Origin of the sequence: Pseudomonas putida (genome assembly GCF_028682475.1) — a bacterium.
Classification (GTDB): domain Bacteria; phylum Pseudomonadota; class Gammaproteobacteria; order Pseudomonadales; family Pseudomonadaceae; genus Aquipseudomonas; species Aquipseudomonas putida_AG.
The window spans coordinates 124,701-140,293 of sequence record NZ_JANHLE010000005.1 but is presented as its reverse complement, the minus strand read 5'-3'; the positions used below and the strand labels follow the sequence as shown (position 1 = coordinate 140,293).

Genomic DNA, 15,593 nt, shown 5'->3' with positions numbered 1-15,593 from the left:
TGCCCACTAACAGAGCATGTTCCACACTGTACTTGCAACAGAAAGGGCAAATTGACGTCTAAGCTGTGTTCCAGCTTGGGGCTGGAGTTTCGAGGAGTCATTACATGAAAAGTCGTCTGCCAATGCTGGCACTGGTTCTGGGGCTGGCGAGCCCGTTGGTGCATGCGCAGATGTTGCAACCGGGGTTGTGGGAACTGACCACCAGCAATATGCAGGTCGATGGCAAGGCGCTGCCGGACATGGGCTTCATGCTCGGCCAATTGAAAAATCTGCCACCTGAACAGCGGGCGATGATCGAAGGCGGTCTGGCCAAGCAGGGGATCAGTGTCGCCGGTCAGGGTGTGCGCTCATGCCTGACGCCTGAGCAGGTCAAGACCAACGACATTCCGCTGCAGGACCCGAAGTCCGGTTGCACCCAGAAGATTACCGAGCGCACGGGCAATGTCTGGAAGTTCACCTTCAGCTGCCCGAAAGCGCAGGGCAATGGTGTAGCAACCTTCCAGAGTGATAAAGAGTTCACCACCACGGTGAACGGCAGTTTCAATGCTTCGGGCGTTCAGCAGCAAGGCAGCATGAACACCCGTGCCGTTTGGTTGGGTGACGACTGCGGCAGTGTTAAACCTCGTACCTGAAGCGTGAACTTCGTTACCAGTGCCACTGGCTCTGGGCAACCGCATCGTGGGCATGCAGACTCTCTGCATGTTCCACGCGCAGGGCAAAGCCGCTCAGCCAGGTCAACTGCTGCAAGGCCAGATGCAGACGTCGAGCTGCGTCCTCACAGAACATCAGGTTCTGCCCGTTGGCCAGGGCAAAGGCCTGTTCATCTGCACGCTTCACCGCCGTCTGCACGGCGGTGCCCAGCGCCGCCTCAGCTTGATCGATCAAGACTTTGATCGGCAGATCGCTGACCCCTTGCCTCAGGCGCACTTGCAATTGCGCCACACTACGCTGGCTGTGAGGCGTTGCCAGCACACCCTGGGCGCTGCCCAACCAGCTGAGTACAGCCTCATGGCTGAGGCTACGGTTGCCGAAATCGGTGAGGAATTGCTGTTGAATCAACTGCCTGGCCAGGGCAGCAGAGCACGGGCAGGTGGAGGAGTAATCCAGCTGCACTTTTAGTTCCACGTGGAACACTTCATCTTTCAGCTGTGCAGAAAGGCTGACGGGATAGGCTTTCCAACCTGCCAACGGGCTGATCAATGCCGGACGTTTGAGCATGAGTTCAAAGCGCAAATTCAAGTAAGCAGCGGCGGACAAACCCGCGTGACTCTCAAGAAAAGTATCCAGCACCTGGTGAATCAGCAGAGGTGTTAAAGGCTGCTGTTCGAACATCTCCAAAGCCAGGTACAAGCGCGACATGTGGATACCGCGTGAGCTGCCATCATCCAGGCTGACGCCGGCGTCGGCACTTGCGCGCAACGTGCTGCCTTCAAACAACACCGGCAAGGCAATGTTGCACATACCTACCCAGTCGAGGGGCAAGGCGCTATGGATGGCTTGCGCGGCGATATCAGGAAGCGTGAGGGCAGTCATGGGCAGCTCGTTTTCTGTGTGGCGATAGTGATTACTGGCAGCCGCTCAGGCGATTGCAGCGCAAGTTGAAGCGCTGGCCGCTGGAGCTGGAAACCCGATTGAAGGTGGTCCAGCCGACTTTGCGGCTGTAGCCCACCCAGGTTTCACCGTCACTGGCCAGGCCGGTGTAGAACGTCAGCTGCCCGTAGCGGCTGTTGGTTTGTGTCCATAGCCGTCGTCCTTGCACTTCATAACCGCGCAGATACGTGGTGCTGCCCTCGCTGCGCACGCTGTAGTAATTGCCTTGCGCATCGCCACAGGCCAGCAAGGTGGCGCTACGGGTGCACAGCGCCAAGCCTTTGCTCAGTGGAACAGCCACGGCGGCAACCGACAGGCACAGCAGCAATAGTGCAGAGACAGACAGGCACAGCAGTTTCATCTTTGGGCATCCTTCGCGAGGGCCTTCGGTCGAGTTCAGGTAAAGCAGCTTGGCGAGATTGTATTGTTATAATATAACATTGCGCAATGCATCGTTCGAATGCCCCTGCCCCGATGAGGATCTGCCCATGCCCAACCGTCTTCCCGTCACCGTGCTTTCCGGCTTTCTCGGCGCCGGTAAAAGCACGTTGCTCAACCACGTCCTGCGCAACCGCGAGAACCTGCGGGTGGCCGTGATCGTCAACGATATGAGTGAAATCAACATCGACGCCAGCGAAGTGCAACGCAATGTCAGCCTCAACCGCGCCGAAGAAAAACTGGTGGAGATGAGCAACGGCTGCATCTGCTGCACCCTGCGCGAGGACCTGCTTGAAGAGGTCGGCCGGCTGGCCCGCGAGGGCCGCTTTGACTATTTGCTGATCGAGTCCACCGGCATCTCCGAACCGCTGCCGGTTGCCGAGACCTTTACTTTTCGTGATGAACAGGGCCGTAGCCTGGCCGATCAGGCGCGGCTGGACACCATGGTCACGGTCGTCGACGGGTTGAACTTCCTGCGCGATTATCAGGCCGCCGAAAGCCTGGCCAGTCATGGCGAAACCCTGGGCGAGGACGACCAGCGCTCGATCAGTGACCTGCTGATCGAACAGGTGGAGTTTGCCGACGTAATCCTGCTCAGCAAGATCGACCTGATCAGCAGCGATGAACGCGAAGAACTCAGCGCCATCCTGCGCAGCCTCAATGCCCAGGCGCGGATCGTACCGATGGTCATGGGCCAGGTACCGTTGGCGTCGATCCTCAACACCGGCCTGTTCGATTTCGAGCGTGCTGCCCAGGCGCCGGGATGGCTGCAGGAGCTACGCGGTGAGCATGTGCCGGAAACCGAAGAGTACGGTATCGCCGCCAGCACCTGGCAAGCCCGTCGACCGCTGCATCCACAGCGCTTCTTCGACTTTATCCACAGCTCGTGGAGTAATGGCCGCTTGCTGCGCTCGAAAGGGTTCTTCTGGTTGGCCAGCAAGCATCAGGAGGCCGGCAGTTGGTCGCAGGCCGGAGGCATGATGCGTTATGGCTTTGCCGGACGCTGGTGGCGCTTTGTGCCGCGTCAGCACTGGCCGCAGGATGAACAGAGCACGGCAGCAATCCTCAAGAACTGGACGCCTGAATGCGGAGACTGCCGTCAGGAGTTGGTGTTCATCGGTCAGAACATTGATTTCACCCAACTGAAGGCCGAGTTGGATGCCTGCCTGTTGAGCGACGCGGAAATGGCCGAAGGCGCCGAAAGCTGGAGCCAGCTGGCGGATCCGTTCGGGCCTTGGTACGACGAAGAGGCGGCTTGACGCAATGGACTGATTTCAAGGCATAGTGACGAAAATCCAGGGCACCTAACGTCATATGCTGCAGAACATCCCAACCCACGTTATTGCCGGACCTTTGGGTGCCGGCAAAACCAGCCTTATCCGTCAGCTGATGGCCCAGCGGCCAGCAAACGAGCGCTGGGCCATTCTGATCAATGAGTTCGGACAGATCGGTCTGGATGCGGCGTTGCTCAGTACCGACGATCAGGGCATCGCCATGGGCGAGGTAGCGGGTGGCTGTCTGTGTTGCGTCAACGGTGCGCCGTTTCAGGTCGGACTGGGGCGTTTACTGCGCAAAGCCAAACCGCAGCGGTTATTTATCGAACCTTCGGGGTTGGGACATCCACGGCAATTGCTTGAGCAACTGCGTCAGCCGCCGTGGCGTGGTGTATTGGCCGTCCAGCCAGCCGTCATGGTGCTGGATGCCGCGCAACTTGCAGGGCGCATCGCTTTACCTGAAGCACAGCAGGACGCGCTGGCCGATGCGGGCTTGCTGGTGCTGAATAAATCCGAAGGGCTGGATAGCCAACAACGCTTGTGGATAACTTCACAGCTGCCGCGTCAGCCGCTGTACTGGACCGAGCAGGGGCGATTGCAATTGTCGGAATTGCCAACCCAGGTAGTTCCACCGGGCGTAACCGAGTCTGTGGATAAGCTGGTTCTGCCCAATACTGCCGGGCCTACGGAGACCTTGTGGATAAATCCACATGAGCCAATCTGCAGCATTCAGGACGCTGCGGAGGGCTGGAGTATTGGCTGGCGCTGGCACCCACGGCAGGTGCTCGACAAGGCACGTATCGAACAGTTCTTGCGCGACTTTGACTGGCGCCGGGCCAAGCTGGTTATCCACAGCCCACAAGGTTGGCAGTCGATCAACGCTGTGGACGGGCAGGGCGATCTGCACTGGCAGCCCAGTGAATGGCGTCGCGACTCGCGTATCGAGCTGATTTTCACCACTGCGCAGGATCAAAAGCTGCTGCAGCAAGCCATGCAGGCCTGCCTGATCTAGTGACGCCAGCGGTTATGGTCCTGGCGCCACTGATTCATTTCGATGACGTTGCCGGCCTGCTGTACCGGTTTTATTTCGAACGGGTAGGGCGCCAGTTCGATCTGCATGCTGTGGGCGCCAAACTGAGTGACGGTGCCCGGGTGGCGTTGCTCACCGGTGACCGTGAATTCAAAGTTATACACACGGGCCAGGCGCTTGCGACCCTGGGCGTCGCGGACAAAGCCGATGCGCTTGAGCGCGACATTGCCATCGAGCAGTTCCAGATCGAGTTTTGCGCAGTGCTGCTTGACCCGTTCCAGGGCCTTTTCACGCAATCCGTGGTTGTGCCACAGCCAGGCGCCAGCTGTCGCCAGCAGCATCAGCACGGAGAGATTACCCAGGGTCAGCATTTACATTTACTCCAACGAAGTACGCCCAGCTTAACTGCCTCCGCGCTCTGTCGTACAGGTGGCATTTGACGCCATACTGCGCGTCTTGTTTTTCAATTCACAGCTTCGGAAGTCTTGCATGAAACGTACGCCGCATCTGCTCGCCATCCAGTCCCATGTAGTTTTCGGCCATGCCGGTAATGGCGCGGCAGTGTTCCCGATGCAGCGGGTCGGTGTGAATGTCTGGGCACTCAATACCGTGCAGTTCTCCAACCACACTCAGTATGGCCAGTGGACCGGAGAAGTGCTTGCGCCAGTTCAAATTCCCGCACTGGTCGAGGGCATTGCCGCGATCGGCGAATTAGGCAACTGCGATGCGGTGTTGTCCGGCTATATGGGCAGCGCCGAGCAGGGGCGCGCGATCCTCAGTGGCGTGGCGCGGATCAAGGCGGCCAACCCCAAGGCCCTGTACCTGTGTGACCCGGTCATGGGGCATCCGGAAAAGGGCTGCATCGTACCGGCTGAAGTCAGCAACTTTTTGCTTGAAGAGGCACTGGTGGCTGCCGATGTACTGTGCCCGAACCAGCTGGAACTGGACAGTTTCTGTGATCGTCGGCCGGAGTCCCTGGAGGATTGCGTAAGCATGGCTCGCAGCCTGCTGGAACGCGGGCCGAAAGCGGTGCTGGTCAAGCACCTGGCTTACCCCGGACGCGGGGCGGAGGACTTCGAGATGCTGCTGGTCACTGCCGAAGGCAGCTGGCACCTGCGTCGGCCGTTGCTGGCCTTCCCGCGTCAACCGGTGGGCGTGGGTGACCTGACGTCAGGGCTGTTCCTGGCCCGCCTGCTGCTGGGCGACAGCTGGCTGGCAGCGTTCGAGTTCGCTGCCGCCGCCGTGCATGAAGTGCTGCTTGAAACCCAGGCCTGTGCCAGCTACGAGCTCGAGCTGGTACGGGCCCAGGACCGCATCGTGCATCCACGGGTGCGCTTCGAGGCTCGGCGCCTGAGCTGTTAAAGCGTGTCGCCCTTGAGCTCCTGGTAGCGCTTTTCCAGCTCCTGGCGAATCAGGCGGCGCTGCTTGCCTTGCAGGAAGCGGCGTTTTTCTTCGCTGGATTCCGGCTGGCGCGGCGGAACCGCCACGGGCTTGCGGTCGTCATCGACGGCGACCATGGTGAAAAAACAGCTGTTGCTGTGGCGCACCGAGCGCTCGCGAATGTTCTCGGTGACCACTTTGATGCCGACCTCCATCGAGGTATTGCCGGTGTAGTTGACCGAGGCAAGAAAGGTCACCAGCTCGCCGACATGCACCGGCTCGCGAAAGACCACCTGGTCGACCGACAGGGTCACCACATAGCGCCCGGCATAGCGGCTGGCGCAGGCATAAGCGACTTCATCGAGATATTTCAGCAGCGTGCCGCCATGAACGTTGCCAGAAAAGTTGGCCATGTCCGGGGTCATCAGGACGGTCATCGACAGCTGGGCGTTTCCAGGTTCCATAGTGTGCTCACGGTTAGGTTGCGCTGAGGCGGGGTGGCGACTGGTATTCACGCTTCTTTCCCCTATTACGATTCCCATCTAAAGACGGGACGCTGACAGCGGCCTTGCCGTCACGCTGTTTGTGCCATTTGCGGCGTTGAATAGGTCGATCTGTTTCCACTTATTGCATCGGCAATGCGCGACAGGCGCCAGTGTTAACCTGAAGAGGCCGATGCAAGGCGGGGTTTCTACATTAAAAACACTAAGTACCCGCAACTCAATCAGTCTGTTCCTGGGATGGGTAGCGGTTTGTCCTTCGTCTTTAGGTAAGGAGTACCACGCCGTGCATGCCATCAGCTTTATCCAGGACCTGGCAGTGATCATGCTGGTGGCGGGTGTGGTCACCATCCTCTTTCACCGTTTCAAGCAGCCGGTGGTGCTCGGCTATATCGTCGCCGGCTTCATCATCGGCCCCCATACCCCGCCTTTTGGTCTGATCCACGACGAAGACACGATCAAGACCCTCGCCGAGCTCGGGGTGATCTTCCTGATGTTCTGCCTGGGCCTGGAGTTCAGCCTGCGCAAGCTGTTCAAGGTCGGCGCCACGGCGTTTATTGCGGCGTTCCTGGAAATCGTGCTGATGATCTGGATCGGCTTCGAGATCGGCCGCTGGTTCGGCTGGAGCACCATGGACTCGCTGTTCCTCGGGGCGATTCTGGCGATTTCCTCGACCACCATCATCGTCAAGGCGCTCAACGACCTGAAGATGAAAAACGAGCGCTTTGCCCAGCTGATCTTCGGCGTGCTGATCGTCGAAGATATCCTCGGTATCGGCATCATCGCCCTGCTTTCGGGGATCGCCGTCAGCGGCTCGGTCAGTTCCGGCGAAGTGTTTTCCACCGTTGGCAAGCTGTCGCTGTTCATGATCGTGGCGCTGGTCATCGGCATTTTGCTGGTGCCGCGACTGCTGGCCTATGTCGCACGTTTCGAAAGCAACGAGATGCTGCTGATCACCGTACTGGGCCTGTGTTTCGGTTTCTGTCTGCTGGTGGTCAAGCTCGAGTACAGCATGGTGCTGGGGGCGTTCCTGATCGGTGCAATCATGGCCGAATCGCGACAGTTGTTGAAAATCGAGCGTCTGATCGAGCCGGTTCGCGACCTGTTCAGTGCGATTTTCTTCGTCGCCATCGGCATGATGATCGACCCGTCGGTGCTGCTCGAATATGCCTGGCCGATCGTGGTCATCACCGTGGCGGTGGTGCTGGGCAAGATGCTGTCCTGCGGCATGGGCGCATTCATTGCCGGCAATGACGGGCGTACCTCACTGCGCGTGGGGATGGGGCTGTCGCAAATTGGCGAGTTCTCTTTCATCATCGCGGCGCTGGGCATGACCTTGCAGGTCACCAGCGACTTTCTTTACCCGGTCGCGGTGGCCGTATCGGCGATCACCACACTGCTCACGCCTTATCTGATCCGTGGTGCCGACCCGTTGTCGCTGAAGCTTGCCAAGGTCGTCCCGCGGCGCCTGGCGCGGGTGTTGTCGCTGTACGGCGAGTGGTTGCGCAGTATCCAGCCGCATGGCGAGGGCGCGTTACTGGCCTCGATGATCCGGCGCATCCTGCTGCAGGTGGGGGTCAATCTGGCACTGGTGGTGGCGATCTTTTTCAGTGGCGGCTATTTCGCCGCGCGCATCGGCCAATACCTGGGCGAATGGATCAGCGATGTCGGCCAGCAGAAGGCATTGATCTGGGGCGCGGCCTTGCTGCTGTCGCTACCGTTCCTGATTGCCGCTTACCGTAAGCTCAAGGCACTGTCGATGCTGCTGGCGGAGATGGGGGTCAAGCCGGAAATGGCCGGGCGGCATACCCAACGAGTACGCCGGGTGATTGCCGAAGTGATTCCGCTGTTGTCGCTGCTGGTGATCTTCCTGCTGCTTTCGGCACTGTCGGCGAGCATTCTGCCGACCAGCGAATTGCTGGTGCTGATCGTGGTGGTGGCGGCGGGTGTGGCGGCGTTGCTCTGGCGCTGGCTGATCCGCGTGCACACGCGCATGCAGATCGCGTTGCTGGAGACGCTGGACAACCATCAGGAGAATCACCACTAGGGCGGAGGGAACAAAGACGCTTCCTGCACGGACGATTCGAATGTCCGAGGGGATGGAGCGGTAGCAAATCGCCACGCACAGAAAGGCATGGCGATTCTACGAACATTAATGGCTAATGGCCATTAATTTGTGAGGATATTTCTCATTCAGCTTTCCAGCCAGACATCCCGTGCCCAGTGCCAGACCGACTCCCAGCTTTCTTCGGTGACGAGCTCTTCTTCGCCGGACCACAGCACGACCGTGCCGTCTTCTTCGACGCAGTAGTAATCGTCGCCATCCTGGCAGATCGGGATCAGGTCGCGCGGCACACCTGCGTCCCAGGCGTTGGCCGCCACTTCCGGCAGGTAGGTGTGCGACTGCGGATCGGTGACAGTGACGGGCTCCAGGCTGCCATAGACCACGTCGCTGACCGTCAACAGGAATTCCTTGAAGACGAATGGAATGTTGATGAACAACTCTTCTTCGATTTCGACCAGTTGGTCTTCATCCGGCAACTCCAGCGGCACCGGTACCGGTTCATTGGCTTCTCGGAGCTGTTCGATGACTTCTTCCACGGTTCTATCCTCTAACCTTTACGACACGCTGCGCGTTATACCCTAGTAGCCCGCTGCGCTAAAAGCAAAACCCCGGGACAAGCCCGGGGTTTTTTTGTGCAATGCCTCAAGATCAGCCGTTCTGGCGGATCCCGGCGACCAGCCAAGGCTGGTTTTCGCCCTGGGCGCGTTCCATGTTCCAGCTTTCGCTGAACACTTCACCCTGGTCGAAGCGCGAGGTTTTCGACACACCGCTGAACGTCAGGGTGGCGATGGTCTTGTCGGCGCGATCATCGACACCTTCAAGTTGCACATCCAGGTTGTCGATGTAGGTGGACTGGAAGCCATCACCCAGCTCGGCACGCTCCTGCTTGAGGAACTGCAGCATTTGCGGGGTAACGAACTCGGCGATCTTGTCCATCTCGTTGGCGTCCCAGTGCTGCTGCAGCGTCTGGAAGTGGTTACGGGCAGCGGCCAGGAAGCTCTGCTCGTTGAACCAGGCCGGCGCGTTGATGACCGGACGGGCGGCAGCGGCTGGCGCGGCGGAACCACCGAAGATCGACGGCTGGGCAGTCGGCTGGTGAGCTTCACGCTGGAATGGCGCGTGACCGGCGGCGGCCATTTGTGGCTGCTGCTTGCGGCGACGGGCGGCGATGAAGCGGAACACCAGGAAGGCGATCAGCGCCATGATCAGGATGTCGAAGATCTGCATGCCATCGAAGCCATCGCCCATGAACATCGAGGCCAGCAGGCCACCGGCGGCGATACCGGCCAGCGGGCCGAGCCATTTCGATGCGCCGCTGGCGGCTGCAGGTGCGCGACCTGGCGCGGTTGGCGAGGCACCCGGGGTGGTCGGGGTTGCCTGGCGGGTCTGGTGCATTGGCGCGGCGCCTGAGCTTTTGCCGCCGCCCATGCGTTTGGCGTTGGCGTCGAGGCTCATCGTCAGGCCGATGCACAACGCCAGGGCGATGCTAAGAAAACGTTGCATAGAAGGGTATTCCCGTTTTGTGGATTGCACGCGCGTCATGGTGCACAGGTTGTAGGACACATGACCAGCGCCAAGATGTTTCCATCTTTTGCCTGCAGGTCAGGGTAACTGCTCTGTGGGAGCAGGCCCATCATCCCTGCCTACAGCGCTTCGAGCTTGGCGTAGCCGAGCATCAGCCATTTGCTGCCTTCGGCGAAGTTGACCTGCACGCGGGCCTGGGCGCCGGAGCCTTCGAAGTTGAGGATCACACCTTCGCCGAACACCGCGTGCTGCACACGCTGGCCAAGGTTGAAGGCGGTTTGCGGAATGTTCGCGTTGGCGAACAGGCTGCTGGTGTTCTGCTTTTGACCTGAGCCGAAAGGGCGGCTGACGCTGTTCGACAGACGTACTTCCTGGATCAGTCCTGCCGGAATCTCACGTACGAAACGGGAAACCTTGTTGTAGGTTTCACTGCCATAAAGGCGTCGGGTTTCGGCGTAGGTCATCACCAGCTGCTGCATCGCCCGGGTAATACCGACGTAGGCCAGGCGACGTTCTTCCGCCAGACGGCCTGGCTCTTCCAGGCTCATCTTGTGCGGGAACAGGCCTTCTTCCATGCCGACCAGGAACACATGCGGGAATTCCAGGCCTTTGGCACTGTGCAGGGTCATCAGCTGGATGCTGTCTTCGTGTTCATCGGCCTGGGCATCGCCGGCCTCCAGCGACGCATGGCCGAGGAACGCGGCCAGCGGTGAGAGTTCGGCGTCTTCTTCGCTGGTTTCGAAGTTGCGCGCGGCGCTGACCAGTTCCTCAAGGTTTTCTACCCGTGCCTGACCCTTTTCACCTTTTTCTTCCTGGTGATAGATGATCAGCCCGGACTGCTCGATGACCGTCTGGGTCATCAGGTGCAGCGGCATCTCCATAACCTTGGCGGCAAGGTTCTCGATCAGCTCGATGAACGCTGCCAGAGCGCTGGCGGCGCGGCCTTTGAGCGCTTTGTTGGCGATCAGCAGGCTCATCGCTTCCCACATCGACACTTCGCTGTGCCGCGCGTGGTCGCGAATCGCTTCGACGGTCTTCTCGCCGATGCCGCGTGGCGGAACGTTGATGACCCGCTCCAGGGCCGCGTCGTTACCGCGACCTTCGAGCAGGCGCAGGTAAGCCATGGCGTTCTTGATCTCGGCGCGTTCGAAGAAGCGCTGGCCACCGTAGATGCGGTAGGGGATGCGTTCACGCAACAAAGCTTCTTCAAGCACCCGCGACTGGGCGTTGGAGCGATACAGGATGGCGATGTCGCTACGTGCCAGGCCAGTCTTGAGCACGCTCTCGATGGTTTCGACCACATAGCGCGCTTCATCGTGTTCGTTGAAGGCTGCGTACAGGCTCAAAGGCTCGCCATCGCCGCCGTCGGTCCACAACTCCTTGCCCAGGCGATCGCTGTTGTTGGCGATCAGGGCGTTGGCGGCCTTGAGGATGCCGGCCGTGGAGCGGTAGTTTTGCTCCAGCCGGATCATCTCGGCGTCGGGGAAGTCGGCGCTGTACTGGTGGATGTTCTCGATCTTGGCGCCACGCCAGCCGTAAATCGACTGGTCGTCGTCGCCGACCACCATCAGGCTGTCGCCACCTTTGCACAGCAGGCGCAACCAGGCGTACTGCACGGCGTTGGTATCCTGGAATTCGTCCACCAGCACATGGCGGAAGCGCCGCTGGTAGTGTTCGAGCAGGCCCGGGTGGTCACGCCACAGGTCCAGGGCGCGCAGCAGCAGTTCGGAGAAGTCGATCACTCCGGCGCGCTGGCAAGCCGCCTCGTAGGCCTCATAGATGCTGCGCATGGTGCCCAGGTACAGGTCGCCGCTGGCCTGGATGTGTTGCGGGCGCAAGCCCTCGTCTTTCTGCCCGTTGATGAACCATTGGGCCTGGCGCGCCGGCCAGCGCTGCTCATCAAGGCCCAGCTCGCGGATCACCCGCTTGACCAGGCGTTGCTGGTCATCGCTGTCGAGGATCTGGAAGTTCTGGTTCAGCCCGGCTTCCTGCCAGTGCGCCCGCAACAGGCGATGGGCCAGGCCGTGGAAGGTGCCGACCCACATACCGGCCGGGTTGATGCCCATCAACTGTTCGATACGCTGGCGCATCTCGGCAGCGGCCTTGTTGGTGAAGGTCACCGACAGGATCGAGTGCGGCGAGGCCTGCTCGACCTGGATCAACCAGGCGATGCGGTGCACCAGCACACGGGTCTTGCCGGAGCCGGCACCGGCCAGGACCAACTGACGACCGACGGGGGCCGCTACGGCCTGGCGTTGGGCGTCGTTGAGGGAGTTCAACAGGAGAGAGAGATCATCGCGCATCCGGGCATTTTAGGGGCGCAAGCAACCCTTGGGCAAATATACAGTAGAAAAACTTCGTCCTCCCGACGGGCCGGTCATTGCGCTGCAGCCCAAGGCCTGCGCACTTGAGCGCTTTTCGTCGGAAAACCGCAGAGCAGAATAATGATCCAGAGCAGTTTGGTGCAGGCGTTTGCTTGTGTATGCTCCGTGCACGTTTAGGGCTAACCATTACAAGAACACTGCCTATGACATCTGGTTCCGGCTCCGTCAGCGTGCCTCTGGGTTCCCGCGGGAGTATTCGTAAACAATTCGCGACACAACTGGCCGTAGAGCGCACCCGCCTGCTCTATCAAGGCTCGTTGCTGCCCACCCTGTTCATGCTGCTCAATGGTCTGGTCTGTGCCTGGTTGCTCTGGAGCCCGGCGCGCTACCTGCAGGTCAGCGTCTGGGTGGTCTGGTTGATGGCGCTGGTGGCCCTGCGGGTTATCCAGGTGGCCGCGTTTGATTCGGCCATGCCCGAACGCCAGGCTCAGCCGACCTGGCGGCGCATGTTTCTGTTTGGTTCGGCGTTCAGTGGCCTGACCCTGGCCAGTGCCGCGATTGCCCTGGTCCCTGTGGATAACTTCGTGCAGCAGGCTTGGGTGTTCGGTTTGCTCGGAGCGGCGACGTTGTCGGCCAGTATTGCCTATGCCGTCAGCCTGCCGGCGTTCCTCAGTTTTACCTTGCCTTGCCTGCTGCCGCCCATCGCTTTCCTGTTCTGGGGGGACGACGAGCAACATCGAGGCTGGGGCCTGCTGGGTCTGATTCTGCTGGGGGCGTTGCTGGTGGTGGCCTGGCAGGTCAATCGGCTGATCGAAGTCGGGCTGCTGAAGCGTTTTCAGAACCAGGCACTGATCGAACACCTGCAGATGGCTCAACGGCGTAGCGAGCGGCTCAATCAGGCGCTGGCCGGCGAAGTTGAACAACGGCGCCTGATCGAGGAGCAATTGCGTGAGGCTCAGGTCGGCCTGGAGTCGCGTGTCACTCAAGCCAACCATGCCCTGAGCACAAGCGAACAGCGCCTGGCCCTGGCCCTGGAGGCCAGCGAATTGGGACTGTGGGACTGGAACCTGGAGACCGATGAGATCCACCACACCCAGCTGCGCGAATTGTTCGGTCTGGACCAGGCCCAGGTACGTAGCGTCCGCAATGACCTCAAGCCACGCCTGCACCCAGACGATTTACCGTTATTGCGCCGCACGCTGGTCGAGCACCTCAAGGGGCGGAGCGAGGATTACCGGGTCGAGTACCGGGTGCGCCACAGCCAGGGGCATTGGTGCTGGATCGAAGACCGCGGGCGGGCGGTCGAGCACGGCGCCAACGGCCAGGTCGTGCGCATGCTGGGCACGCGCCGCGATATTTCTGCGCAGAAGGGTCAGGAAGAGCAGCAACGTCTGGCGGCCACGGTATTCGAGGCGGCCAGCGAAGGCATTGCCATTCTTGATCCGGATTTCGTGCTGCTGGCGGTCAATCAGGCGTTCTGCGAAGTGACCGGTTATTCCCGTGAAGAGCTGCTCTTGCGTAACGCGCTGGAACTGCCCTGTAGCCGTGATGCGCGGCGCCACAGCCTGGCGATCGAGCAGGCCCTGGAGCAGCAGGGGCGCTGGCAGGGTGAATTGGTTGAAGCACGCAAGAATGGTGACTTGTATCCGCAATGGCTGCAGTTGAACGGGGTGCGCGATGCCCGGGGCACGATCAGCAATATTGTCGGCTTCTTCACCGACCTGTCGGCACGCCGTGAATCGGAGGAGCGCCTGCGCTACCTGGCGCATTACGACGAGCTGACCGGCTTGGCCAACCGCGCCCTGTTCCGCTTGCGCCTGCACGATGCCGGGCAGCGGGTCCGGCTTAACGGACGCAGCCTGGCGTTGCTGCACATCGACCTGGACCGTTTCAAGTTGCTCAATGAAAGCCTCGGGCATGAGCTGGCGGACCAATTGCTGAAGAAGATGGCCCAGCGCATCGCCAACGCCGTGCCGGAGGCCGATACCGTGGCGCGTTTGTCCGGCGATGAGTTTGCTGTGCTGTTCGATGGCTACAACAACCTGTCCAGCCTGGTACGGGTGACTACCCGCCTGCTGGACAAACTGCGTGTGCCGCAGCGTCTGGATGGCCATGAAGTGGTGATCAGTGCTTCGGTAGGTATCAGCGTGTTGTCCGATGCCACCTTTGACCTGGGCGCGCTGGTCAGTCAGGCCGATATGGCCAAGCAGCATGCCAAGCATCTGGGTGGTGACAGTTTTCAGTTCTACACCGAGAACCTGCGGGCCAGCACACTCGAGCGCCTGCAACTGGAGAACCACCTGCGCAAGGCCATCGAGGAGCGGCAGTTGCTGGTCTACTACCAGCCCAAGCTGTGCCTGCGCCAAGGCCAGCTGCTCGCGGCCGAGGCGCTGGTGCGCTGGCAGCACCCGCAATGGGGCATGGTGCCGCCGAGTGAGTTCATCGGCCTGGCAGAGGAAACCGGGTTGATCGCCCCCATTGGTGAGTTCGTCCTGCGTCAGGCTTGCTGGCAGGCTTGCGAATGGCAGCGGCAGGGGCTGGCGCCGATCCGGGTTTCAGTCAATCTGTCGGTGTATCAACTGCGCCAGGGCAAGCTGGTCAGCCTGGTGCGCCAGGTCCTGGAGGACAGTGGGTTGGCACCGCACCTGCTGGAACTGGAACTGACCGAGAGCCAGTTACTCGACAGCGTCGAGCACATCATCACCACCTTTGAGCAGCTGCATGAGCTCGGGGTCAAGCTGGCGATCGACGATTTCGGCACGGGCTATTCATCGCTCAGCTACCTCAAGCGTTTCCCGGTGGACTACGTCAAAATCGACCAGGCGTTCATCCGTGGCCTGCACGAAGGCAGTGAAGACGCCGCCATCACCCGGGCAATCATTGTCATGGCCAAGAGCCTGGATCTGAAAGTGGTTGCCGAAGGTGTGGAAACCCCTGAGCAGCTGGCCTTGCTGCGCGAGCAGGGGTGTGACGAAGTGCAGGGTTACCTGATCAGCAAGCCGGTGGATGCCAGTGCATTCGGTGCGCTGCTGGGGCGTAGCATGACTCGTCTTATCAGCTAGCAGGCCGTGCCTGAGCACAGGCCTGCTGCCGAGCGCGTCAGTTCGTGGTGATGATTTCGTCGACGGTGGTCAGCAGCCCACCCTCATGAAATACCCTCACGCAAGGGATGTAGCTGTGATCGCCAGACATCTCGAAGCAGACCTCTTTATCGGTCTGCACCTGGGTGAAGATGCCTTCTGCCTGCACCAGCTCCAGCTTCAGGTTCAACGCAAAGGATTTGTCCTGAAGATCAGGCTTTACCAATACGGGGGTGATGCCCGGGTGGGCGACGGTGACGGTTCCGCGCACGCGAAAGCTGCCTCCACCGATGCCCGGCATCAGGTCGTTTTGAATGGTCCAGTCCTTGGTTGCGATGGTCATGTCTTGATTCCTCGAAGATGGTTTGCAACTCATGTTGCAAGCCCA

14 protein-coding genes are annotated in these 15,593 nt (G+C 60.4%); 6 read left to right on the top strand and 8 right to left on the bottom strand.

All coding sequences use genetic code 11. The annotated features are described in order from the left end of the window. Positions 1–104 precede the first annotated feature (104 nt). Positions 105–632, top strand: coding sequence for a DUF3617 domain-containing protein (locus tag NPS47_RS06450; RefSeq protein WP_274294192.1), 528 nt, complete (start codon positions 105–107; stop codon positions 630–632). A gap of 13 nt (positions 633–645) precedes the next feature. Here NPS47_RS06450 and folE2 read toward each other — a convergent pair whose 3' ends face one another. Beyond that, entirely contained in the window at positions 646–1,533 is an 888-nt protein-coding gene (gene folE2 / locus NPS47_RS06445) for a GTP cyclohydrolase FolE2 (protein ID WP_274294191.1), read from the bottom strand. Between the two features lie 31 nt (positions 1,534–1,564). After that, positions 1,565–1,951 (bottom strand): glutamine synthetase, encoded by a 387-nt coding sequence (locus NPS47_RS06440; RefSeq protein ID WP_274294190.1) that lies wholly within the window; start codon positions 1,949–1,951, stop codon positions 1,565–1,567. 127 nt (positions 1,952–2,078) lie between these two features. On the opposite strand from NPS47_RS06440, the gene zigA reads away from it, so the two are divergent. After that, positions 2,079–3,287: a zinc metallochaperone GTPase ZigA gene (zigA, locus tag NPS47_RS06435; RefSeq protein ID WP_274294189.1), complete on the top strand. Its 1,209-nt coding sequence runs from the start codon at positions 2,079–2,081 to the stop codon at positions 3,285–3,287. Positions 3,288–3,342: 55 nt separating this feature from the next. Further along, a complete protein-coding gene (locus NPS47_RS06430; RefSeq protein ID WP_274294188.1) occupies positions 3,343–4,314 on the top strand; it encodes a CobW family GTP-binding protein in 972 nt (323 codons plus the stop codon). On the opposite strand, the gene NPS47_RS06425 is transcribed toward NPS47_RS06430, so the two are convergent. Next, on the bottom strand, positions 4,311–4,703 hold the full coding sequence (locus NPS47_RS06425) for a DUF3301 domain-containing protein (protein WP_274294187.1): 393 nt from the start codon (positions 4,701–4,703) through the stop codon (positions 4,311–4,313). The genes NPS47_RS06430 and NPS47_RS06425 overlap by 4 nt on opposite strands. Before the next feature lie 118 nt (positions 4,704–4,821). On the opposite strand from NPS47_RS06425, the gene pdxY reads away from it, so the two are divergent. After that, positions 4,822–5,694: a pyridoxal kinase PdxY gene (gene pdxY, locus NPS47_RS06420; protein WP_274294186.1), complete on the top strand. Its 873-nt coding sequence runs from the start codon at positions 4,822–4,824 to the stop codon at positions 5,692–5,694. Here the strand turns inward: pdxY and NPS47_RS06415 are convergent. Continuing rightward, positions 5,691–6,176: an acyl-CoA thioesterase gene (locus NPS47_RS06415; RefSeq protein WP_157190576.1), complete on the bottom strand. Its 486-nt coding sequence runs from the start codon at positions 6,174–6,176 to the stop codon at positions 5,691–5,693. The two genes, pdxY and NPS47_RS06415, sit on opposite strands and share 4 nt — an antisense overlap. A 322-nt stretch (positions 6,177–6,498) precedes the next feature. On the opposite strand from NPS47_RS06415, the gene NPS47_RS06410 reads away from it, so the two are divergent. Next, positions 6,499–8,259, top strand: coding sequence for a cation:proton antiporter (locus tag NPS47_RS06410; RefSeq protein ID WP_274294185.1), 1,761 nt, complete (start codon positions 6,499–6,501; stop codon positions 8,257–8,259). A gap of 146 nt (positions 8,260–8,405) precedes the next feature. Here NPS47_RS06410 and NPS47_RS06405 read toward each other — a convergent pair whose 3' ends face one another. The 3 genes from NPS47_RS06405 to uvrD all read right to left on the bottom strand — a co-directional run bounded on the left by NPS47_RS06405 (position 8,406) and on the right by uvrD (position 12,104). Continuing rightward, a complete protein-coding gene (locus tag NPS47_RS06405) occupies positions 8,406–8,813 on the bottom strand; it encodes an SMI1/KNR4 family protein (protein WP_274294184.1) in 408 nt (135 codons plus the stop codon). A gap of 112 nt (positions 8,814–8,925) precedes the next feature. Continuing rightward, on the bottom strand, positions 8,926–9,780 hold the full coding sequence (locus NPS47_RS06400) for a Tim44 domain-containing protein (RefSeq protein WP_274294183.1): 855 nt from the start codon (positions 9,778–9,780) through the stop codon (positions 8,926–8,928). 140 nt (positions 9,781–9,920) lie between these two features. Further along, the gene (gene uvrD / locus NPS47_RS06395) at positions 9,921–12,104 is read right to left on the bottom strand and encodes a DNA helicase II (protein WP_274294182.1); all 2,184 of its coding nucleotides are present in this window, start codon (positions 12,102–12,104) and stop codon (positions 9,921–9,923) included. A 224-nt stretch (positions 12,105–12,328) separates the two neighbouring features. Here uvrD and NPS47_RS06390 point away from each other — a divergent pair, with 224 nt between their 5' ends. Further along, positions 12,329–15,187 (top strand): putative bifunctional diguanylate cyclase/phosphodiesterase, encoded by a 2,859-nt coding sequence (locus tag NPS47_RS06390; RefSeq protein ID WP_274294181.1) that lies wholly within the window; start codon positions 12,329–12,331, stop codon positions 15,185–15,187. Between the two features lie 37 nt (positions 15,188–15,224). On the opposite strand, the gene NPS47_RS06385 is transcribed toward NPS47_RS06390, so the two are convergent. Beyond that, entirely contained in the window at positions 15,225–15,548 is a 324-nt protein-coding gene (locus NPS47_RS06385; RefSeq protein WP_274294180.1) for a hypothetical protein, read from the bottom strand. Between the last annotated feature and the right edge of the window lie 45 nt (positions 15,549–15,593).